General features: G+C 68.8%; 19 protein-coding genes and 1 tRNA gene. 9 read left to right on the top strand and 11 right to left on the bottom strand.

Annotated elements, in window-relative coordinates:
• Positions 1–22: 22 nt before the first annotated feature.
• The 9 genes from A4X17_RS14085 to A4X17_RS14045 form a co-directional block, all read right to left on the bottom strand.
• Complete coding sequence (locus A4X17_RS14085; RefSeq protein ID WP_064296295.1) at positions 23–763, bottom strand: 1-acyl-sn-glycerol-3-phosphate acyltransferase; 741 nt, start codon at positions 761–763, stop codon at positions 23–25.
• 6 nt (positions 764–769) lie between these two features.
• Positions 770–2140, bottom strand: a complete 1371-nt coding sequence (gene murA / locus A4X17_RS14080; protein WP_064296294.1) for a UDP-N-acetylglucosamine 1-carboxyvinyltransferase — start codon at positions 2138–2140, stop codon at positions 770–772.
• A gap of 19 nt (positions 2141–2159) precedes the next feature.
• Entirely contained in the window at positions 2160–2756 is a 597-nt protein-coding gene (gene leuD, locus A4X17_RS14075) for a 3-isopropylmalate dehydratase small subunit (protein ID WP_064296293.1), read from the bottom strand.
• The gene (gene leuC, locus A4X17_RS14070) at positions 2756–4252 is read right to left on the bottom strand and encodes a 3-isopropylmalate dehydratase large subunit (RefSeq protein WP_064296292.1); all 1497 of its coding nucleotides are present in this window, start codon (positions 4250–4252) and stop codon (positions 2756–2758) included. The genes leuD and leuC overlap by 1 nt, the downstream gene beginning before the upstream one ends.
• 190 nt (positions 4253–4442) lie before the next feature.
• Entirely contained in the window at positions 4443–4742 is a 300-nt protein-coding gene (locus tag A4X17_RS19520) for a DUF4333 domain-containing protein (protein WP_079705634.1), read from the bottom strand.
• An 818-nt stretch (positions 4743–5560) separates the two neighbouring features.
• Positions 5561–6487 carry a hypothetical protein gene (locus tag A4X17_RS14060; RefSeq protein WP_064296291.1) on the bottom strand — a complete coding sequence of 309 codons (927 nt, stop codon included), beginning with the start codon at positions 6485–6487 and terminating at the stop codon, positions 5561–5563.
• A complete protein-coding gene (locus A4X17_RS14055; RefSeq protein ID WP_064296290.1) occupies positions 6484–7539 on the bottom strand; it encodes a serine protease in 1056 nt (351 codons plus the stop codon). Before A4X17_RS14055 ends, A4X17_RS14060 begins: the two co-directional genes overlap by 4 nt.
• Positions 7540–7703: 164 nt before the next feature.
• Positions 7704–7776 (bottom strand) — tRNA-Glu (locus A4X17_RS14050).
• Between the two features lie 108 nt (positions 7777–7884).
• On the bottom strand, positions 7885–8787 hold the full coding sequence (locus tag A4X17_RS14045; protein WP_064296289.1) for a diacylglycerol kinase family protein: 903 nt from the start codon (positions 8785–8787) through the stop codon (positions 7885–7887).
• Between the two features lie 83 nt (positions 8788–8870).
• On the opposite strand from A4X17_RS14045, the gene A4X17_RS14040 reads away from it, so the two are divergent.
• On the top strand, positions 8871–9509 hold the full coding sequence (locus A4X17_RS14040; RefSeq protein WP_064296288.1) for an MBL fold metallo-hydrolase: 639 nt from the start codon (positions 8871–8873) through the stop codon (positions 9507–9509).
• Positions 9510–9519: 10 nt separating this feature from the next.
• On the opposite strand, the gene A4X17_RS14035 is transcribed toward A4X17_RS14040, so the two are convergent.
• Entirely contained in the window at positions 9520–10614 is a 1095-nt protein-coding gene (locus A4X17_RS14035) for an acyl-CoA desaturase (protein ID WP_064296287.1), read from the bottom strand.
• 372 nt (positions 10615–10986) lie between these two features.
• Between A4X17_RS14035 and A4X17_RS14030 the strand changes: the two genes are divergently transcribed.
• Positions 10987–11190 (top strand): cold-shock protein, encoded by a 204-nt coding sequence (locus tag A4X17_RS14030; protein WP_056006986.1) that lies wholly within the window; start codon positions 10987–10989, stop codon positions 11188–11190.
• 172 nt (positions 11191–11362) lie between these two features.
• Here the strand turns inward: A4X17_RS14030 and A4X17_RS14025 are convergent, their stop codons facing one another.
• Positions 11363–12064: an SOS response-associated peptidase gene (locus tag A4X17_RS14025; RefSeq protein WP_064296286.1), complete on the bottom strand. Its 702-nt coding sequence runs from the start codon at positions 12062–12064 to the stop codon at positions 11363–11365.
• A gap of 141 nt (positions 12065–12205) precedes the next feature.
• Between A4X17_RS14025 and A4X17_RS14020 the strand changes: the two genes are divergently transcribed.
• The 7 genes from A4X17_RS14020 (at position 12206) to A4X17_RS19010 (ending at position 21273) form a co-directional block, all read left to right on the top strand.
• Entirely contained in the window at positions 12206–12943 is a 738-nt protein-coding gene (locus A4X17_RS14020; RefSeq protein ID WP_064296285.1) for a hypothetical protein, read from the top strand.
• Positions 12940–14535, top strand: a complete 1596-nt coding sequence (locus A4X17_RS14015; protein WP_064296284.1) for a DNA polymerase Y family protein — start codon at positions 12940–12942, stop codon at positions 14533–14535. Before A4X17_RS14020 ends, A4X17_RS14015 begins: the two co-directional genes overlap by 4 nt.
• A gap of 44 nt (positions 14536–14579) precedes the next feature.
• Positions 14580–18002: an error-prone DNA polymerase gene (locus tag A4X17_RS14010; RefSeq protein WP_064296283.1), complete on the top strand. Its 3423-nt coding sequence runs from the start codon at positions 14580–14582 to the stop codon at positions 18000–18002.
• Between the two features lie 154 nt (positions 18003–18156).
• Positions 18157–18633 (top strand): DapH/DapD/GlmU-related protein, encoded by a 477-nt coding sequence (locus tag A4X17_RS14005; protein ID WP_079002213.1) that lies wholly within the window; start codon positions 18157–18159, stop codon positions 18631–18633.
• Between the two features lie 107 nt (positions 18634–18740).
• Positions 18741–20147, top strand: coding sequence for a polysaccharide biosynthesis tyrosine autokinase (locus tag A4X17_RS14000; protein ID WP_082916184.1), 1407 nt, complete (start codon positions 18741–18743; stop codon positions 20145–20147).
• Entirely contained in the window at positions 20144–20755 is a 612-nt protein-coding gene (locus tag A4X17_RS13995; RefSeq protein ID WP_064296281.1) for a low molecular weight phosphatase family protein, read from the top strand. Before A4X17_RS14000 ends, A4X17_RS13995 begins: the two co-directional genes overlap by 4 nt.
• Before the next feature lie 230 nt (positions 20756–20985).
• On the top strand, positions 20986–21273 hold the full coding sequence (locus A4X17_RS19010) for a transposase (RefSeq protein WP_197479089.1): 288 nt from the start codon (positions 20986–20988) through the stop codon (positions 21271–21273).
• Position 21274 lies beyond the last annotated feature (1 nt).

Here is a 21274-nt window from a genome sequence, read left to right as displayed (position 1 = left end):
GGCCGGTGGTTGCGGAACGTTCCTAGGACTCAAAGCGGCCTGTCTCCTTCTGCTGGTGTTTCGAGGGATCCCAACGCTCCGCGGGAGCTTGGGCACCGCGCAGCTCCTCGCAGAGGGCGGTGATGGCCTGCATGACGACCTCGGTCGCCTCGTTCAGCGTCTTCGAGTCTAGCTGCCGCCCGATGAAGGCCGAGAGGTCCACCGGCTCGCCGATGGCGACCTCGACGCGCTTCCGCAAGGGGAACACCCGCAGCTTGCCGTACCGAGGCATGACCTCCTGTGTGCCCCAGTGCGCGGCGGGGATGATCGGCAGGCCGTGCGTGAGGGCGATCCGGACCGCGCCGGTGCGCCCACGCATCGGCCACAGACCCGGGTCGCGGGTGAGCGAACCCTCCGGGTACACGATGACGCCCTGACCGCGTTCGGTCAGGTGCGCTGCAGCGCTGACCGGGTCCATGCCGCGGGCGGAACCCTCGCGCTCGACGGGGATCTGTCCGGACTTCCGCAACAGCCATCCGACAACCGGGACCGTGAACAGACTGCCCTTCGCCATGAAGCGGGGCTGTCGCCCGAGCCGCCAGACGGCCACGCCCATGATCAGCGGGTCGAACTCGCTGTCGTGGTTGGGCGACAGGATGAACGGCCCCTCCTGCGGCAGGCGTTCGCCGTGCCGGACGCGGAGCTTGACGAGAGCACTGAACGGCGGGATCGCGATCGACGACAGCAACCAGTAGATCGACGGCCTCGACCGTTCCACCCCCACGGCGGACTACTTCGTTTCGAGGACGAAGTCAGCACCGAGCTGCTGGAGCTTCACGATGAAGTTCTCGTACCCACGGCTGATGATGCCGACGTTGCTGACCGTCGACTTGCCCTCGGCGGTGAGCGCCGCGATGAGGTGGCTGAAGCCACCGCGGAGATCGGGTACCTCGATGTCGGCACCGTGCAACGGCGTCGGGCCGTTGATGACGGCGGCCTGCTCGAGGTTGCGCCGCGGCACGCGACGAGGCGTACCCGACAGCCCATTGGGGTGCACGACGATGTTCGCGCCCATGGTGTTGAGCGCGTCCGTGAAGCCGAACCGGTTCTCGTAGACGGTCTCGTGGACGATCGACTCGCCCGTCGCCTGCGTCAGCGCGACGATGAGGGGCTGCTGCCAGTCCGTCATGAAGCCGGGGTGCACGTCGGTCTCGATGACCACGGGCTTCAGCTCCTCCTTGCGGTAGAACCGGATGCCGTCGTCGGTGATGTCGAACCCGCCACCGGCCTTGCGGAAGATGTTGAGGAACGTCATCATGTCCTGCTGCTTCGCGCCGCCGACGAAGACGTCGCCGTCGGTCGCGAGCGCGGCCGACGCCCAGCTCGCTGCCTCGTTGCGGTCGCCGATGGCCGTGTGGTCGTACCCTTCGAGCTTGTCCACGCCCTCGATGAGGATCACGCGGTTCGGCTCGTAGGAGATGATCGCGCCCATCTTCTGGAGGACGGCGATGAGATCCATGATCTCCGGCTCGATCGCCGCACCCTTCAGCTCCGTGGTGCCCTTGGCACGGACCGCCGTGAGCAGGACCTGCTCCGTGGCACCGACGCTCGGGTACGGGAGGTGCACCGTCGTCCCGTGGAGGCCGTTCGGAGCTGAGAGACGGATGCCCTGCGGCAGCTTCTCCACGACCGCGCCGAACTTGCGGAGCGCGTCGAGGTGGAAGTCGATGGGGCGGTCGCCGATGCGGCACCCTCCGAGGTCGGGGATGAACGCCGCCCCGAGGCGGTGGAGCAGCGGCCCGCAGAACAGGATCGGGATCCGGGAGAAGCCGGCGTGCGCGTCGATCTCCTCCATGTGGGCGGACTCGACGTTGGTCGGGTCGAGGCGGAGCTCGTTCGGGTTCTCGCCCTCCGTCACGTCCACGCCGTGGATCTCGAGCAGGGAGCGGACGACCCGGACGTCGCTGATGTTCGGCACGTTGCGCAGGACGCTGACGTTCTCGCCGAGCAGCGACGCCACCATCGCCTTGGTCACGAGGTTCTTGGCACCCTTGACCTCGATGCGGCCCCGGAGCGGGATGCCGCCGTTGATCGTGATGCGGTCGACATCGAGTCCGACCGACGAGCCTGCCGCCTGTGACGCCTGGACGAGTGAATTCAAACCGGTACCTACTGCCTTGCTACTTGACGGGAATGGTGCGGGGCAGCCAGTTCGGCCGCCGGGCTTCGAATGCGGTGATCTGCTCCTCGCTACGGAGCGTCAGCCCGATGTCATCGAGTCCTTCGATGAGCCGCCACCGAGTGTAATCGTCGACCTGGAACGAAACCGTGAGATCGCCCACCGTGATGGTCCGGGAGATGAGGTCGACGACGGAATCCGCGCCTGGAGCGGCCTCGATCGCGGCCCAGAGCTGCTCGAGCTCCTCCTCCGTGACCTGGGCGGCCAGGAGGCCCTGCTTGCCGGAGTTCCCGCGGAAGATGTCGCCGAAGCGGGACGACACGACGACCTTGAACCCGAAGTCCCGCAAGGCCCACACGGCGTGCTCACGCGACGAGCCGGTGCCGAAGTCGTGCCCCGCGACGAGGATGCTGGCACCCTCGTAGACGGGCTGGTTCAGGACGAAGTCGGGGTCCTGACGCCACCCCGCGAAGAGCGCGTCCTCGAAGCCGGTCTTCGTGACCCGCTTCAGGTAGACGGCGGGGATGATCTGGTCGGTGTCGACGTTGGAGCGCCGCATCGGAGCGGCGATGCCGGTGACGGTCGTGAACTTGTCCATCAGGCGTGCACGCCTTCCTGCTCGGTGGCGGCATGTCTGCCGGGCTCGACCTCGAGGTCGCCCGGGCTGGAGAGCGTTCCACGGATGGCGGTCGCCGCGGCGACGAGCGGCGAGACGAGGTGCGTGCGGCCACCCTTGCCCTGACGGCCCTCGAAGTTCCGGTTCGACGTCGAGGCGCAGCGCTCGCCCGGAGCGAGTTGGTCGGGATTCATCCCGAGGCACATGGAGCATCCGGCGAACCGCCACTCCGCACCGAAGTCGGTGATGATCTTGTCGAGCCCCTCGGCCTCCGCCTCGATCCGAACCCGGGCGGAACCCGGGACCACCATGACCCGCACCCCCTCGGCCTTCGTGCGGCCCTCGATGATGGATGCGAACGCCCGCAGGTCTTCGATCCGGCTGTTCGTGCAGGAGCCCATGAAGACCGCGTCCACCGGGATCTCCTTCATCGGAGTGCCGGCCTCGAGCGCCATGTACTCCAAGGCGCGCTCGGCGGCGGACCGCTCGTTCGGGTCGGCGATGGCCGCCGGGTCGGGCACGTTCTCGCTCAGCGAGACGCCCTGTCCAGGGTTGGTGCCCCACGTGACGAAGGGCTCCAGCGTGTCGGCGTCGAGGAAGACCTCGGCGTCGAAGGCGGCGCCCTCGTCGGTCGCAAGCGTGTCCCAGTAGGCGACGGCCTCGTCCCAGTCGGCTCCGGTCGGTGCGTGCGGACGACCCTGCAGGTAGTCGTAGGTGATCTGGTCCGGGGCGACCATGCCGGCGCGGGCACCGGCCTCGATCGACATGTTGCAGATCGTCATGCGGCCCTCCATGGAGAGCGCACGGATCGCCGAGCCGCGGTATTCGAGGACGTAGCCCTGCCCGCCGCCGGTGCCGATCTTCGCGATGACGGCGAGGATGATGTCCTTCGCGGTCACCCCCGGCCGCAGCGTGCCCTCGACGGTGATCGCCATGGTCTTGAACGGCTTCAGCGGCAGCGTCTGCGTGGCCATGACGTGCTCGACCTCGCTGGTGCCGATACCGAAGGCCATGGCCCCGAAGGCGCCGTGGGTCGAGGTGTGCGAGTCGCCGCAGACGACCGTGATCCCGGGCATCGTGAGGCCGAGCTGCGGCCCGACGACGTGCACGATCCCCTGGTCGAGATCGCCGAGGGAGTGGATCCGCACCCCGAACTCCGCGGCGTTGCGACGGAGGGTCTCGATCTGCGTACGGCTGGTGAGGTCGGCGATCGGCTTGTCGATCGCGAGCGTCGGGGTGTTGTGGTCCTCGGTCGCGATCGTGAGGTCGACGCGACGCAGCGGCCGGTCGGCCAGGCGGAGGCCGTCGAAGGCCTGCGGGCTCGTCACCTCGTGGACGAGGTGCAGGTCGATGTAGATGAGGTCGGGCGTGCCGTCCTCACCCTTCACGACGAGGTGGTCGTCCCAGACCTTCTCGGCGAGCGTGCGTGGATGCTCGGGAATGCTCGGGACGGACGGATCGGCGTTCAGCTGCGACATGTCGTGGAATTCCTTCAAACGATGAGTGGTCAGGCGTCAGCGACCTCCGCGACGAGGGAGCCTGGAACTAGGCCTCGTCGCGGCTGGGAAGGAGGAGCAGCCCGGACAACATTCGCCCAGCGTACCACCCGGTCCGTGGCGAAACCGTCGGCACCGTCGTCGCTCCAGGGGACGCCGGGCCGACACACTGCTACTTCGGCGCGTCGATCCCGACGCGGTACTGCCCCTGGTCGTTGATGACCTCGACGGCCACCGGGTAGCTCTTCGCGTTGTACGAGAACGTGCACTCGAACTGCGTCCCGGTCGTGGCCGGCTGGTCACTCGGGCATTCGACCTTCTCGACGTCCGCGAGGCCGAAGTCCTGCTTGAGCACCTCGGCCACACCGGTCTGCACCGAGCCGCGGTCGAGCATCGGCGTGAACAGGCGACCGACCGAGAGGAGGGTGAGCGGGACGGCGATGAGCGATGCGGCGACCGCACCGATGAGCACGCCGATCCAGAGCTTGCGCCCGAGCGGTTTCCGGGCGGGTTTGCGGCTCGCAGCAGGCTGCTGGCCCGCGACGCCGTACTCGGGGCCGGGACGGAACGGACCGGTCTGCTGTGGACCGGACTGCGATCCTTGCTGTTGCGGACCTGGCTGGAACGGGCCGGTCGGGTGCTGCGCCTGTCCCGGACCGAAGGGCTGTGGCGCGGTCGGGCGTGCCTGACCGTAGGGCGGCTGACCCTGTGGCCCCTGAGGCTGACCCTGCGGCTGGCCCTGAGGCGCGCCGAACGGACGTCCCTGTGGAGCCTGGCCGGGGGCCTGACCCTGCTGAGGACCCCCGGGCGCGTGACCGGGCTGACCAGTCGATGTCGAGGGCCGGAACCCGTCCGGACCGCCTGGCCGCCCGTGCTGCTGCGGCTGCTGGTTCGGGCCTGCGTTCGAGGGCCGCTGCTGCTGCACCCACGGCTGCCCACCGGGCGCGCCGGCGAACGGCGCTCCAGGCTGGGTGGGCGGCTGCGGCGCTGGACCGTTGGACTGCTGCCCTGGGGCGCCTCCCTGCGGACGGGGCCCTCCACCGGTCTGACCAGGCGAGGACGGATGAGACGGGCCGTTCTGCGACGGGACGCCCTGCGGTGGTCTGTTCTGACCCTGCGGCGCACCGTTCTGCGGTGCACCGTTCTGCGGCGGCGTCTGAAGCTGCGGGCTTCCCGGTCCGAACTCCAGGCGGGGTGCGTTCGGGTCGGGGAATCCCGGCGGCTGCTGGTCGGGGCGCAGGGGGCCGCCGACCGGAGGCTTTCCGAGGTCCTCGGGTTTCTGGTCGTCGGTCATTTCCTCAACTCCTCGATCCGATCCCAGAACGCGGCCTGATCGGCCGCCGGGATCACCGTCACGTCGAATCCTGATGGTGCGGTCGGCAGGTCTTCGAGCGTCGACGTACCCGACACCTCGAAGCCGGCCTGCAGTTGCAGCTTGGTCTCGCTCTCGACCGTCCCGCTCAACTCCATCTTCACGAGGCCGCCCTCGGCGTTCTGGAAGATCGTCACCGGGAGGAGCGTCGCGAGGTCGTCCTCGCTGAACGACGAGACGAGGTCGTCCGGGAGGTCGAAGAGCGTCCCGACGGCCAGCACGCTCTCGAGGCTCGCGCTCGTCGAGATCTGCGAGGAGCCGTCGTTGCGCATCGAGACGACGACGCTGCTGAGCGCGCCGTCCCCCGAGCTGCGAGTGGTTTCGACCGCGCTGTAGATGTCGCACGCGATGGAGATACCGGGGTAGACGCAGGCCGGCCCGAGCGAACCCTCGGCGTCCTCGTCAGCCACGTACTGCGTCTGGACGGCCACCCACTCCGTGGGCGCGAGCTCCTTGAGTTCACCGCCGAGCAGCAGGAGGTCGTAGTCGACTCCCGCCTGGTGATAGATGTCGACGGTGTCGCCGTCGGCCGAGCCCTTGTCCTGGCTGAACGACGCGGTCGGGTCGCCGAAGAGCACGACCGAGTCGTTCTCGTGCGACTCGAGGTCTCCCGAGACGGCGTGGACGTATGCCGACCCGATCACGTCCGGCGCCTGGCCGATCTGGGCTGACAGCAACTCCAACCTCGCCTCGGCGAGATCCTGCATATAGCTCTGCTGGGCGGCGGCGTCGGGGAACGCCGATCCGGGCGTCGTGCACGCGCTCAAGGCGAGCGCGGCGGTCCCGGCCAGAGCCAGGACGCCGATCCGCCGCCGGCGTCGCGTCATACTCGCGCTGGCGGTCATGACCCCTCCGCCAGAGCATCGTTGTACAGGGTGAGCGCCCGCTGTCCGAGGACGGGGCCCTCGAGCCAGGAACCGTCGCCGCGTGAAGTGACCGAGGTGACGTACCCGGCGCCGGTGGCGGGATCCAGCCGGGTGAGCCAGCCCCCGCCCGAGCAACCCGGGGTCATGAGGCAGTCGACCCGGTAGCCGGCATAGCCCTTGGTGGCGGCCTGGCTCGCGCAGTAGCGCTGCGACTGACCGTCGAACGGTGCGGCGGACGGATACCCGATCACCGTGATGCCCTCGGGCGGCGTACCGAACGAGATGCCCTGACCGCCGGTCACCTCCTGGATCTTCTGGCCTGCAGCGTTCGGGGCGAGCCGGATGAAGGCGAAGTCGTAGGCCCAGCCGTTGCCGCTCGTCGCACCGCTGGCGTCCGAGGTCGCCTCACTCGTGAACTCGTCGGGGACGTAGGTGCTGACCCCGGCCCACTGCCCATAGGGCTGGGTCTGGCCGTTGGCCGCGTCGGCCGGGATGAAGATGATGTTCTCGGCGAGCTGTTTGCCGTACGTGTCCCAGACGCAGTGGCCCGCCGTCAGGACGAGGTCCATGGTCGGGGCGTTGACGACGCTCGCGGAACAGACGTACGTGGCACCGCCGATGGAGAAGTACAGACGTCCCTGCGTCGCCGCCGCCAAGCCGGTCGCCGGGTAGGGGTCGCCGGCTGCTGTCGGGGTGATGGCCTTGACGTCGACGTCGGGACCGACCCCGGTACTCGGGTGCACGACCACGCCGGTGGCCTGGTCGCCCGTGAGCGTGTCCTCGCCCGGCTTCAGATCCGGAGCCGTCGCTCCGCCGAACTTGTCGTCGGTCCAGTAGTCGTTGACCTCCTGGGGGCTCGCGTCGAAGTCCTTGCGCAGGGTGTCGTCGGTGCCGCCGGCCACGTCGACGACCGGGCCCGCACCGCCGGCCACGGCCTCCCCCGTCACCGGGATGGAACACCCCGTCAGCAGCGCGGCGAGGATCAGGACTGCGGCTGTCGCCGGAGCGCGGCGCTTCTGCTTCACGGTCACCCGGCCAAGCTAGCACGCAGCGGCGCTCGGCGAGATCGGTGCGGGCCCTGCCATCCGCGCATCCTGGAGGGCCTGCGTGGACATCCCGGGGCAGGCTCGAGCCGCCGAATGAACGAAGCCCCGCTTCCTGATGACTCAGGAGAGCGAGGCTTCGTTCGGTGTTGTGACCCCAACGGGATTTGAACCCGTGCTGCCGCCGTGAGAGGGCGGTGTCCTAGGCCGCTAAACGATGGGGCCGTAAGCAACGGATATGAGTATGCCATACGATTTCGAGCCGTACAAATCGAGGCCACCAGCGGCATCCGACGGGCGTGTCGCGCGGTGCTCGCGGTCGGGTGAACAGGCTCAGGCGAGCACGCGGAGGGCTCCGGGGACCACGTCGATCGCGACCGGCAGCGGACCGATGCGCTCCCCGTCGGCATAGGCCGTGATGCCGTCCGCGGCGATCGAGACGGAACGGACCCGCGACAGGCGCACGATGTCGAGGCCGGTGTGGGCACCCGAGAAGACCTTGGGGAACAGCCGGAGGAACCGGAACCGGGACACGGGTGCGACGACGAACAGGTCGAATCGGCCGTCGGCGAGGTCCGCCTGCGGCGCGATGAGCATGCCACCACCGATCGAGGTGTTGTTCGCCACGGCGAGGAGGACGGCGTCGACCGTCTCCGGCGTCCCGTCCACGGTCAGCTCGTACCGGCGGGGTCGCAGGGCCAGGAGCTCTCGGAGGATCGCGATCGTGTACCGACTGCGACCGCGCGGCCGTCGCATGCGGTTCGCCCGTTCGTTGACGAGGGCGTCGAACCCTGCGGACACCGCACCGACGAACCAGGTCGTCCGCTCGCCGTCCGTCACCGTGCCGGCGTCGATCACGCGCGGCCCACCCTCGAGCGCACGGAGCAGGGACGCGATCGCGGCTGCGGGATCCCCCAGCGGGATCCCGAGTCCCCTGGCGATGTCGTTGCCCGTGCCGGACGGGACCACGCCGAACGGCAGGCCCGAGTCACGCACCGCCTCGACGGCCAGACTCACCATGCCGTCGCCACCGACGACGACGAGCGCGTCCAACCCAGCCTCGATGGCAGTCTGCACCGCGCTCCGGAGCTGCCCGACGGTCTGCTCCTGCAGGCGGACGGCGCGGTGCCCGGCTTGCTCGAGGGCGTCGAGCACCATCGGGCCGACGGCTCGGGTCGAGCCGAACGACGCGGTCGGGTTGATGGCGACGCCGATGCGTCGGGGCTGCGTGGTCACCTGCCGATTCTGACAGGCCCACGGCGGCCGGATACCCGGATGACCGGGTTGCCCCCGGCGCTCCCACGGTATTCACTCGTCCTATGAGACTCACGAAGTTCGAACATGCAGCATTCCTCCTCGAGACGGACGGCGCCAAGCTGATCGTCGACCCGGGCGCGTTCACGTCCCCGATCGCCGATGTGGAGCACACCGCGGCGGTCCTGATCACGCACCTGCACCCCGACCACTGGACCGCGGAGCACCTCGACCGCATCCTCGCCGCGAGCCCGGAGGCGGTCCTCTACGGACCGGCCGGTGTCGCCGCCGCCGCGGACGGGTACGACATCACCGTCGTCGCCCCGGGAGACGTGGTCGAAGCGGGGCCGTTCACGCTCCGGTTCTTCGGCGGGACCCACGCGGTCATCCATTCGTCGATCCCGGTGATCGACAACGTCGGCGTCCTCATCAACGACCTCGTGTACTACCCCGGCGATTCCTTCGCCGTCCCCGAGGGCGTCGACGTCGACCTCCTGGCCGCGCCGGCCGGTGCACCGTGGATGAAGATCTCCGAGGGCATGGACTTCGTCACCGCCGTCGCCCCGAAGCGCGCGTTCGGGACGCACGAGATGGTGCTCTCAGGGCCGGGACAGAGCATGTCGCACGACCGCCTGCAGTGGGCGACCGAACAGGGCGGCGGGACCTACTACCCGCTCGCCCCGCTCGACACGCTCGAGGTCTGAGACCGGACGACTACCGGCGGCGGAAGTTCGCCGCCGCCGGGCAGTCGAACGGGTCGCGGGCTGAGAGTCCGACCCGGTTGAGGTACTCGATGACGATGGCGTAGGACTGCAGCAGGGTCGTCTCCGTGTACGGCACCTGCTGGGTCTCGCAGTGCTCTCGAACGATGACGCGAGCACGGGCCAGAGCCGGACGAGGCATGCTCGGGAACAGGTGGTGCTCGATCTGGTAGTTCAGGCCGCCCATGAAGGTGGCCATGCCGAAGCCGCGGACGTTGCGCGAGGTCAGCACCTGCTTGCGGAGGAAGTCGAGCTTCATGTCGGCCGGGATGATCGGCATGCCCTTGTGGTTCGGCGCGAAGGACGCACCCATGTAGACGCCGAAGACCGCGAGCTGGACGCCGAGGAACGCGAACGCCATGCCGACGGGCAGGAAGAGGAAGATCGCGGCCAGGTACAGACCGACGCGGGCGACGATCATGCTGATCTCGGCGGCGCGGCCGTCGACCTTGCCCGGACCGAAGAGGGTCTTGAAGGACAGCGCGTGGAGGTTGATGCCCTCCAGCATGAGGAGGGGGAAGAAGAGGTAGCCCTGCTTCCGGGTGATCAGCGCCTGCAGGCCCTTGGCCTTCGCCGCGTCCTCCTCGATGAAGGAGATCGTGTCGATCTCGATGTCGGGGTCCTTGGTGACCTGGTTCGGGTTCGCGTGGTGGCGCGTGTGCTTCGTCATCCACCACGAGTAGCTGATGCCGACGATGCCCGCCGCGAGGAAGCGACCGGCGCGGTCGTTCGCCCGGCCCGAATCGAAGACCTGACGGTGCGATGCCTCGTGGGCGAGGAAGGCGAACTGGGTGAGGATGATGCCGAGCGCGCCGGCGATGAGCAACTGGAACCACGACTCGCGGAGCAGGACGAAGCCGGTGACGCAGCCGAGGAGCGCGATCACGAGGAACGAGAACGTGAGGATGTAGAACGTGCGGTGGCGGCGGAGGAGTCCTGCTTCGCGAACCGTCTTCAACAGCGACGAGTAGGAGCTGGTGATGTTCGCAGCGCCGCGCTTGCGGGGGCTCGTGGCACGAACCGGGCCGAGGATGGCTTCAGTTGACATGGGCACTCCGGAGGAATCGTGTCGACTTCCCAGCCGGGATGGTGAGCGGACGCTCGGGCGAGCATGAGCTCTGCAGATGGCCTCAGCCTACGGTCGACGGCTGGGGAATCACCGCACACCGCGAGATCCGCTGGAGATACCCAGGCATCACGACGAATGTCGGAAAAAGATGCGGAATTGGCCAATCCGTTACATGATCGGCTGCCGTTTCGAGCCGAGATGGGCTAACGTGGATCGAAGTTGTTGTGTTGCGCAGGTATTTCAAGCCGCGTTTCCACCGATGGATACGCTGCTTTTCTGAGGAGCGAGCAAAGAACACCGCGACGAACGGGCCCGAAAGTCGGGAACGGTCACTCATGAAAGAGGAAATACATGTCAACTGGAACTGTGAAGTGGTTCAACGCCGAAAAGGGCTTCGGATTCATCACTCCTGACGACGGCAGCGCCGACGTCTTCGCACACTTCTCCGCCATCGCGACGAGCGGCTACCGCTCGCTCGAGGAGAACCAGAAGGTCGAGTTCGAGACCAACCAGGGCCCCAAGGGCCTGCAGGCCGAGAACATCCGCCCCCTCTGATTCTCTGATCAGTCGGAGCTGACGATCCGAGCGGCAGGTCATTCCAGCCCTCGCGTCTGAGACACCGGGAACCGCCCCTGACGTTCGCGTCAGGGGCGGTTCTGTGTGTCCGGGGTAGATTTCGTGTCTCCGGGGCGATTCCGTTCCGTGCATCCGGCCGACTCTCCTGCGGCTACTCCTGGACGGGGAGGATGAGCTCCGGTCCATCGCCCTGCAACGGCGCCACCCGGTGGAAGACGAGCTGCTCGGCGACGTCGGTCGCTGCGGACACCATCTCGTCGACCTCGTCCTGGTCGGCCTCGTGGTGCGGGTCAAGCCAGGCGTCCCAGCATTCCGGAGGCAGCGTCACGGGCGTCCGTGGGTGCAGCTCCTGCAAGGGACCGACCGCCGGCCGCGTGAGGATGGTCGCGCTCAGCACCCAACGCCGCGGGTCGTCGTCCGGTCGCGAGCGGTCGCGCCACCACGAGTAGAGGGCCGCGAAGACGATCGGTTCACCACCAGCGGTCTGCACGTAGTACGGGGTCTTCGTCGCGCCCTCGGTGTGCCACTCGTAGTACCCGGCGGCGGGGACCAATGCGCGCTTCTGTTTGACCGATGGCGCGAACGTGGGCTTGGTGGTGACCTCCTCCGCGCGAGCGTTGAAGGTCGGGTACTGACTCTTCAGCTCGGTGGCGAACGACGGCACGAGTGACCACCGCGCCGATTCGAGCCGGCGGACCGCCGGCCCCGTCTTCACCGAGTCGAGGATGATCGGGATCTGCTCGGTCGGGCGCACGTTGTACGAGGGCCCGGGCAGCTCGGCAGCCGCGTGGTCGATGTCGAAGAGCTCGATGAGCTCCTCGGTGGATTCGGTCACGACGAAACGTCCGCACATGGGCCCAGCGTACCGGGCGCCGCTGACACCGCGGACCGCGTGTCGGTGGGATGCCGGACCATGGTCGAGTCATCCATCAGTCGTCGTCGTGACCGGATCGAGCCGGTTGACTTGTTCGAAGATATGTTCGAATATTGAGCCATGGCCCTCCGCGCACTCGTCGACTCCCCCGTCAGGGCGGACACCGCGACCGAGCTGCACGAACTCCAGGGGCGCATCAAGCGGATGCAGGGGACGCGCCTCGACACCCGATCCCTGCCGACCGCTCCTGAGCTCTCCCGGCTCCTGCCCGGTGGCGCCCTCCAGGCCGGAGGCAGCTACTCCGTGCTCGGCTCCACGGCGCTCGCCATGTCGCTCATGGCCGGGCCGTCAGCAGCCGGGACCTGGTGCGCCGTCATCGGTCTCCCGTCGTTCGGCGTGGAGGCGGCGGCCTCCATGGGCATCGACCTCGAACGACTCGTCCTCGTCCCCCAGCCCGGTCCGGACTGGCTCACGGTCACCGCGGCCATGGCCGACGTCGCCGGCGTGCTCATCACAGCGCCTCCCGGACGGATCGCCCCGAGCGACGCCGCCAGACTCGCGGCTCGCCTCCGGCAGCGCGAGGCCGCACTGATCGTCCTCGGTTCCTGGCCGCAGAGCGATGCGACGTTGCGCGTGACCGAGAGCTCCTGGAGCGGCCTCGGGGCGGGGCACGGACATCTCCGGCATCGGCGACTCACCGTCAGCTCGATGCTCGGCCAAGGGGCTTCGGGCCGGCCCAGGACCGCGCACCTGACGCTGCCCCTGGGATCGACCGAGGGTCGCACCGCGCCGCTCGCCGGCTCCGGCCTCCTCGACGACGACACGGTCGTCCGGCTCCCGATGGTCGTGAACCGATGACGACCGAACCGCCTGCGGGACAGGTCGAGCGCACCATGGTCCTCTGGTGTCCCGACTGGCCGATCGTGGCGGCACGACTCTCTGGAACGCTGTCCGAGGACACGGCCGACGCTCCGCTGGCCCTGGTGGAGCATGGTGAGGTCCTGGCCTGCGACGCCAGCGCACGTCGAGCAGGAGTGCGGCGTGGACTCCGTGTCCGCGAGGCCGAGGCCCGCTGTCCGGAACTGGCGACCGCCGACTACGACCCGGTCGTCGACACCCGCGCCTTCGAGCCGGTCCTCCTCGGCATCGAGGAGCTCATGCCGGGCGTCCAGCCCTTCCGGGCCGGGCTCTGCGCCATCCGATCCCGAGGACCGAGCAGATACTACGGCGGCGAGTCGGCTGCGGCAGAGGTCCTCCTGGCCCGCCTCGACGAACTCGGTGTCCCCGATGCACGGATCGGCATCGCCGACGGCCCCTTCGCCGCGGAGCAGGCCGCGAGGTCCACCGCGTTCCAGCAGGACGGTTCCCGGATCATCGCCATCCCCTCCGGGGCCTCTCCCGCCTTCCTGGCCCCACTCCCCCTGTCCACCCTCGGGCGCCCCGAACTCAGCTCACTGCTGCACCGGCTCGGGATCAGCACCCTGGGGGCGTTCGGCGCACTGCCCGCGACCGAGGTCCGCGACCGCTTCGGCCCCGACGGCGCCCGAGCGCACCGCCTCGCAGCCGGCGCGGACGCCCGAAGCGTCGTCCCCCGCGTGCCACCCACCGAGCTGGCCGTGTCGATCGCCTTCGAGCCCCCGCTCGACCGCATCGACCAGCTGACCTTCGGGTTCCGGCAGTCCGCGGAACGGTTCATCACCGGCCTGGCGGAGGCCGGCCTCGTGACCACCGCGATCACGATCAGCATGCGGAGCGAGCGCGGGGAGCGCTCCACCCGCACCTGGCTCCACCCACGCTGGTTCACCGCCGGCGACGTCCTCGATCGCGTGCGCTGGCAGTTGCAGGGCGCGTCCGACATCGATCACGGACTCGCCTCCCCCGTCGAACTCGTCGAGGTCGTCCCGGAGACCCTCGACGACGCCGCGGAACACGAGGAAGGACTCTGGGGCAGCGGACCGGACGAACGCATCCACAGCGGACTCGCCCGTGTCCAGAGCATGCTCGGCCACGACGGCGTCGTGACCGCGGTGCCGTCCGGCGGCCGCCTCCTCCTCGACCGCCGCATCCTCGTCCCCTGGGGCAGCGTTCCGCCGGGTGGTGAGGCGGCCGTGGCCGAACGTCGGAACCGGCCGTGGCCCGGGACCATCCCGGGAGCGGCTCCGTCGACCGTCTTCGACACCGCCGTGCCGGTCGAGGTCGTCGACGCGACGGGTCAGACTGTGGCCGTCGACGAGCGCAGCACCGTGAGTGCAGCACCAGCACGGTTCTTCGCCCTCTCGGACTGGCACGTCATCCACGGTTGGGCCGGCCCCTGGAGCATCGACGAACGCTGGTGGGACGACGACGGCCACCATCGCGTCCACCGTCTCCAGGTCCTCGACGATGCGGGTGACGCCTGGCTGCTCCTGTTGGAGGAGCAGCACTGGAGGGCCGAGGCCCGCTACGACTGAACCGCATCGCGTCCGCACCACACCGCATGACGAAGGAGCCCAGCATGGGATGGAACAACCCCCCGGTCTCATGGTCGGAGTTCGAGCGCCGTCTGTCCGACGCGAGCCGTCCGGCCACCCTGCCGCTGGGAGCCGACGGTGGGGACAGCCCGGCCTGGTCGCGGAAGCGTCAACCGTACGTCCCCGAACCACCGGAGCAGCGCCCGTCGACGACGCGGGTCCCCTATGCGGAACTCCACGCGCACTCGAGCTTCAGCTTCCTCGACGGCGCGAGCCCGCCGGAGCGGCTCGTCGAAGAGGCTGCGGCACTCGGCCTGCACGCGCTCGCGCTCACCGACCACGACGGTTTCTACGGTGTCGTCCGGATGGCCGAGGCGGCGGAACGGTTCCCCGACCTCCGGACGGTCTACGGTGCCGAACTGTCCATCGGCCTGGACCGGCCGCAGAACGGCGTCCCCGACCCCGTCGGGCATCATCTGCTCCTGCTCGCCCGTCGAGCAGAGGGGTATCACCGCCTGGCCGGCGCGATCACGGACGCACAACTCGCCGACGGAGCCGAGAAGGGCCACCCGATCTACGACCTCGAGCGGCTCGCCGCCTCCGTCGCCGGCCACGTGACCGTGCTCACCGGGTGCCGTAAGGGGTTCGTCCGCACCGCGCTCCGTGAGCACGGTCCGGAGGCCGCCGCCGCCGCGGTCGACCGACTCGTCGCCCTGTTCGGTCCGGAGCACGTCGTCGTCGAGTTGAGCGACCACGGCCACCCGGAGGACTCGGCGGAGAACGATGCACTCGCCGAGATCGCGGCGTTGCTCGACCTCACCGTCGTCGCGACCGGCAACGTCCATTACGCCACGCCCGAGCAGCATAGACTCCAGACCGCGCTGGCGGCCGTCCGAGCACGACGCAGCCTCGACGAACTCGACGGATGGCTTCCCGCGGCCGGAACCGCGCACCTGCGGAGCGGAGCCGAGATGGCGGACCGGTTCGCAAGATACCCCGGAGCGGTGGCACGGAGCGTCGAGCTGGCGGATGAACTCGCCTTCAGCCTGCGGGCGGTCCGCCCGAAGCTCCCGCGACAGCGCGTCCCGGAGGGCCATACGCCCATGAGCTGGCTCCGGCATCTGGTGCTCGAAGCCGTCCCCGTCAAATACCCCGACGCCACTCCCGAACACCTCCGACGCATCGAACGGGAACTCGAGGTCATCGAGCAGAAGGACTTCCCCGGGTACTTCCTGATCGTGCACGACATCGTCAGTTTCGCCCGCGGCCGTGGCATCCTCTGCCAGGGACGCGGTTCCGCCGCGAACTCGGCCGTCTGCTACCTGCTCGGGATCACCGCGGTCGACTCGATCTTCTACGAGCTGCCGTTCGAACGGTTCCTCTCCAGTATGCGGGAGGAGGAGCCCGACATCGACGTCGACTTCGACTCGGACCGGCGCGAGGAGGCCATCCAGTACGTCTACGAGACCTACGGACGCCGCAACGCCGCTCAGGTCGCGAACATCATCAGCTATCGGCCGAAGTTCGCCGTCCGCGACACCGCCAAGGCGCTCGGGTACAGCCCCGGTCAGCAGGACGCCTGGTCGAAACAGGTCGAGCGTTGGGGCGGGGTCATGTCGAGCACCGACCACGACATCCCCGAGCGCGTCGTCGGCCTCGCGCAGCAGATGCTCACCCTGCCCCGGCACCTGGGCATCCACTCGGGTGGCATGGTCCTGACCGATCGCCCGGTCGGCGAGGTCTGCCCGATCGAGCACGGGCGCATGGACGGTCGCACGGTCCTCCAGTGGGACAAGGACGACTGCGCCTGGATGGGTCTGGTCAAGTTCGACCTCCTGGGTCTCGGCATGCTCTCGGCCATCCAGTACTGCTTCGACCTCGTGGCCGAGCACACCGGAGAGCGCTGGACCCTCGAGACCATCCCGAAGGACGAAGCAGGGGTCTACGACCAGCTCTGCCGGGCCGACACCATCGGGGTCTTCCAGGTGGAGAGCCGCGCGCAGATGGGCATGCTGCCGCGTCTGCTCCCCCGCCGGTTCTACGATCTCGTCATCGAGGTCGCCATGATCCGCCCGGGGCCCATCCAGGGCGGCGCGGTACACCCCTACCTGCGCCGGAAGACCGGCCAGGAGCCCATCACCTACCTCCACCCGAGCCTCGAACCGGTCCTCGAACGCACGCTCGGCGTGCCGTTGTTCCAGGAGCAGCTCATGCAGATGGCGATGGCCGTCGGTGGGTGCTCGGCTGAGGATGCGGACCTCCTGCGCCGGGCGATGGGATCGAAGCGTGGCGAGGAGAAGATCGAGAGCCTCAAGGACACGCTGTACCTCGGCATGGCCGGCAACGGCATCGTCGGTGCGGACGCCGATGCCGTGTACGCCAAGATCCAGGCCTTCGCCAACTTCGGCTTCGCCGAGAGCCACTCCCTGAGCTTCGCCCTCCTCGTCTACGTGAGCGCCTGGCTGCGCCTGCACTACCCGGGGGCCTTCCTCGCGGCCCTGCTCCGGGCGCAGCCCATGGGGTTCTACTCGCCGATGACCCTCGTCGCCGACGCCCGCCGACACGGCGTCTCCGTCCTGCGTCCCGATCTGCATCGCTCCGGCGCACAGGCCGGCCTCGAAGCGCTCGACCCGGAGGCCGCCCCAGGCGCCCCGATCGCTCCCGGCGGGCGCACGCGCTGCCTCGAACACGAGCAGGGGCCGACCGGGCTCTTCGATCCGCTCCTTCCCGACGATTCGGCAGGACACCGGCGCGACGGCGCACTCGCCGTCCGGCTGGGTCTCTCCTCCGTCCAGGGGATCGGTGAGGAGCTCGCGAAGCGGATCGTCGCCGAACGGGAGTCCGGAGGGCTGTTCACCAGCCAGGCCGACCTGGCCAGGCGGATCGGCCTGAGCTCCTCGCAGTTGGAGTCGCTGTCGGCGGCGGGCGCCTTCGACGGATTCGGCCTCACCCGTCGTGAGGCGATGTGGGGCGCAGCGCAGGCCAGTCGGCATCGTCCCGACCAGCTCGAGGGGACGTTCACGACCGTGCAGCCGCCGTTGCTCCCGGTTCCGACGGCCGCCGAACAACTCATCTCCGACATCTGGTCGACCGGGATGTCGACCGATGACCACCCCATCCGCCACGTCCGTGCCGAACTCACACGACGAGGTGCGCTGCGGTCCGACGAACTCCTGACGGCGCAGACGGATCGTCGCGTGGAGGTCGGGGGTGTCGTGACGCATCGACAACGGCCGGCGACGGCGAGCGGCATCACCTTCATGAACCTCGAGGACGAAGCGGGACTCGTCAACGTGATCTGCAGTGTCGGCGTCTGGAACCGGTATCGCCGCGTGGCCAGGGAAGCCCCGGCGATGGTGGTCCGCGGCATGCTGGAGCGATCACCGGAAGGCATCGTCAATCTGGTGGCGGATCGGTTGGAAGCGCTCCGGATCGGGGCGAACACCCGTTCGCGCGACTTCCAATGACCGGTCACGACCAAACCGCGGCGGCCTCCTCCTCCGAACACCCTCTACAGCACAGCACGAGACTCATGGGATTCCCAGGCAGGCCCCGGGAAGGAATGACCGGGAGCCACCCGGCGTTGTCCCCAGTGTTGAGTAGACCAGAAGGGGGTCACCCATGGCGAGAGTGTACGAAGAGATCGAAGGCCGGACCGGCGAGGTGGAACGGTACCGTCACCACCCGAACGGCAAGGGCATGGTCGCAGCTCGTGCACTGATCGATCCGTCGGCGTTCATCGAACGCACCACCTTCGTGGAGGCTGACGCGGACATCCGTGCCAACGCCTGGATCGGTGCCGGAACCTGGATCGACCGGTCCGCGGTGATCGGCGAAGGCGCCTTCATCGGCGCGAACGTCCACATCGGGGAGCGCTGTGTCATCGGACGCGGAGCAAGAGTCGGAAGCGACGCCCGTCTCGGCGCCGACGTCCAGGTCGCCCACGGCGCGAGCGTCGATCGGGACGCCAGGGTCGCAGACCGCACCGTGGTCGGCAGCGAACGACCGGTCATGACCGAACCGACGGTCCGTCAGACGAACCGCGCCCCGCGCCGACCTCGTGCGAACGGCACCGACCGGTTCGGGAAAGCCGCCTGACCGGCAGACCGCCCCACCACCGCCACGCAGGGCCCGGACTCGTGAGTCCGGGCCCTGCGTCGTCTCCGCTGCGCGAGAGGCACATGCCAGACGACTAACATATCAGGATGGACCTGAAGGACTACCTGCGCATCCTCCGCCATCGCTGGCTGCTCATCGTCGCGATCACCGCAGGAGCAGCGGCGCTCGCCCACGGGTACACCCTCATCACCCAGCCCGTGTACCAGTCGACGGGCCAGCTGTTCGTCGCCGTCACCGGCGGCGACTCCGTGGGCGATCTCAATCAGGGCAACGCGTTCGCCCAGAGCCGCGTCGCCTCGTATGTGATCCTCGCCACCGGTTCGACCGTGCGGTCCACGGTGGCGGAGCGCCTCGACCTCGACCCCGCGTCACTCGTCGGGACGATCTCAGCGTCCAATCCTGCACAGTCGGTCCTGATCGACATCTCCGCCGTCGACAGCGATCCGGTCGCGGCAGCCCGCATCGCGAACACCGCAGCCCAGGTGCTCGTCGACCTCGTCGACGACGTCGAGAGCGCCGACGAGGTGGACGCTGGCGGCGCACCGGGCGATCCGACCCCGGTCGGGCTGACGATCGTCGAACAAGCGTCTCCACCCCTATCCCCTGTCGCGCCCAACGCGCTGCAGAACCTCACGGTGGGTGTCCTCATCGGCCTCGCCCTGGGCGTCGGGATCACACTGCTCATCGAGGTCCTCGACACCCGTCTCCGCGGTCGCGCGGCGATCGAGAAGCTCACGGACACGAGCATCCTCGGCGCCTTCCACACGGAACCCGCCGACACGGCCCAACTCATCCTCGGATCGACGGAGAGCTACAGCCGTCGCGCCGAGAGCTTCCGGCAGCTTCGGACGCACCTCCAGTTCGCCTCCATCGACGGCGGACTCCGCAGTGTGATGGTCACGTCCTCGGTCCCGGGCGAGGGGAAGAGCACCACCTCGGCGAACCTCGCGCTCGTCCTCGCGGAGGCGGGGAACTCCGTCCTCCTCGTCGATGCGGATCTGCGCCGACCCCGCCAGCACGAGATGTTCGGTCTCGAGGACGCGGTCGGGCTCACGACCGTGCTCACCGGCAGGATCAGCCTCGGCGATGCGGCGCAAGCGGTCGACGGGGCGGGACGCCTAGCCGTCCTCACCTCCGGCGAGCTGCCGCCGAATCCGAGCGAGCTCCTCGGATCAGCGGCGATGGAGCGCGCGCTCTCGGAGATGGAACGCGCGTACGACGTGGTGATCATCGACACGCCCCCACTCATCAACGTCTCGGACCCGACAGCGCTGTCGACCCTTGCGAGCGGCGTCCTGCTCGTGGCGTCGGCCGACGGGCGACTGCACCGCGACCAGCTCCGGCAGTCGCTCGAGAACCTCAGCTTCGTCCAGGCGAAGCTCCTCGGAGTCGTCCTCAACCGTGTCGAGGTGGCTCGGGGAGAACAGTCGTCGTCCTACGCGTACTACCACCGGACAGACCCGACGCGTCGACCAGGGCGGACCACGGCATGAACACCCCGCTCGATCCGCATCCGACGCGGATCCTGATCGTCTGCACCGGCAACATCTGTCGATCCCCGTATGCCGAGTTCCTCCTCACGAGCGGGTTGGCGGAGGTCGAGGCGTGCGGCTTCGAGGTGCGGAGCGCCGGGACGGGCGCGCTGCGCGGACACCCGATCGACCCCTCGAGCGCGGCACTGCTCGGTCCACTCGCCGCGACGGCAGCCGGCTTCGCCGCGACGCAGCTCACCGCGGGCCTCGTCACTCGACAGGACGTCGTCCTGACCATGACGCGGGAGCATCGTGGCGCCGTCCTCAGGTTGTGCCCGGAGGCGCTGCGTCGGACCTTCTCCCTGCGTGAGTTCGCCCGACTCCTCGACACCGTCGGGTCGGGACGGCTCCCCCGTTCGCGAGCAGGGCGCTGGAAGCGTCTTGGCCCCGAACTGGCGGCCAACCGCACGGGCGCACGACTCCCTGATCCGGCGCAGGACGACGTCGTCGACCCGTTCGGCCAGGGACCAGAGGTCTTCCGTCGGATGGCCTCGCAGATCATCCCGGCCGTCGAGCGCATCATCGCATTCGAGCGCACGGCCGCCCATGAGGATTCCGGACCGCGGTGAGGACGTCGGCGTTCCTCGGCGCCCACCGGCCAACGGACGGGCTGATCACGCCGGAAACGACGAAGGCCCGCGATGATCGCGGGCCTTCGTCGTGATGTTGCCGTCTGGCTGGCCTTATCCGCCTCTGTTCAAACCATACCGGGTCAGGCTTTACCCCTGGTGGACTGGCAAAGCTACGCGCGGGCGGCGGACGGGATTCGGTGTCCCGACCACCACGAGGCCGCACCAGCGTGCCACTGACACAGCGGTTCACGGCGGGACAGGTGAAGCGGATTGTTGCCGACTACGAAGCCGGCGACAGCGCGACGTCGATTGCGCGTGAGCATGGCGTTGCACCATCCGCGCTGCTCCGCTTCCTGCGCCAGCAGCACGCTGTGATCCGCCAATCTGGCGTAACGGACAAACACGCTCAACGGTTGATTTCGGAGCACGCGGCAGGTGCAACGCTCGCCGAACTTGAGCGGCGTCACCATCTCTCGCATGGAGCTGTCTTCCGCGCCCTTCACCGTTTCGACTGAC

The sequence above is a fragment of the Plantibacter sp. H53 genome (assembly GCF_001650455.1).
Classification (GTDB): Bacteria; Actinomycetota; Actinomycetes; order Actinomycetales; family Microbacteriaceae; genus Plantibacter; species Plantibacter flavus_A.
Note: the sequence above shows the minus strand (reverse complement) of the source record. Positions and strands in the feature narration are given on the sequence as shown.

Bases quoted from the DNA above. Each gene is read 5' to 3' on its own strand.
- leuD (WP_064296293.1), bottom strand. From the start codon at position 2,756: ATGGACAAGTTCACGACCGTCACCGGCATCGCCGCTCCGATGCGGCGC.
- leuC (WP_064296292.1), bottom strand. From the start codon at position 4,252: ATGTCGCAGCTGAACGCCGATCCGTCCGTCCCGAGCATTCCCGAGCAT.
- A4X17_RS14060 (WP_064296291.1), bottom strand. From the start codon at position 6,487: ATGACCGCCAGCGCGAGTATGACGCGACGCCGGCGGCGGATCGGCGTC.
- A4X17_RS14040 (WP_064296288.1), top strand. From the start codon at position 8,871: ATGAGACTCACGAAGTTCGAACATGCAGCATTCCTCCTCGAGACGGAC.
- A4X17_RS14035 (WP_064296287.1), bottom strand. From the start codon at position 10,614: ATGTCAACTGAAGCCATCCTCGGCCCGGTTCGTGCCACGAGCCCCCGC.
- A4X17_RS14030 (WP_056006986.1), top strand. From the start codon at position 10,987: ATGTCAACTGGAACTGTGAAGTGGTTCAACGCCGAAAAGGGCTTCGGA.
- A4X17_RS14025 (WP_064296286.1), bottom strand. From the start codon at position 12,064: ATGTGCGGACGTTTCGTCGTGACCGAATCCACCGAGGAGCTCATCGAG.
- A4X17_RS14020 (WP_064296285.1), top strand. From the start codon at position 12,206: ATGGCCCTCCGCGCACTCGTCGACTCCCCCGTCAGGGCGGACACCGCG.
- A4X17_RS14015 (WP_064296284.1), top strand. From the start codon at position 12,940: ATGACGACCGAACCGCCTGCGGGACAGGTCGAGCGCACCATGGTCCTC.
- A4X17_RS14010 (WP_064296283.1), top strand. From the start codon at position 14,580: ATGGGATGGAACAACCCCCCGGTCTCATGGTCGGAGTTCGAGCGCCGT.
- A4X17_RS14005 (WP_079002213.1), top strand. From the start codon at position 18,157: ATGGCGAGAGTGTACGAAGAGATCGAAGGCCGGACCGGCGAGGTGGAA.
- A4X17_RS14000 (WP_082916184.1), top strand. From the start codon at position 18,741: ATGGACCTGAAGGACTACCTGCGCATCCTCCGCCATCGCTGGCTGCTC.
- A4X17_RS13995 (WP_064296281.1), top strand. From the start codon at position 20,144: ATGAACACCCCGCTCGATCCGCATCCGACGCGGATCCTGATCGTCTGC.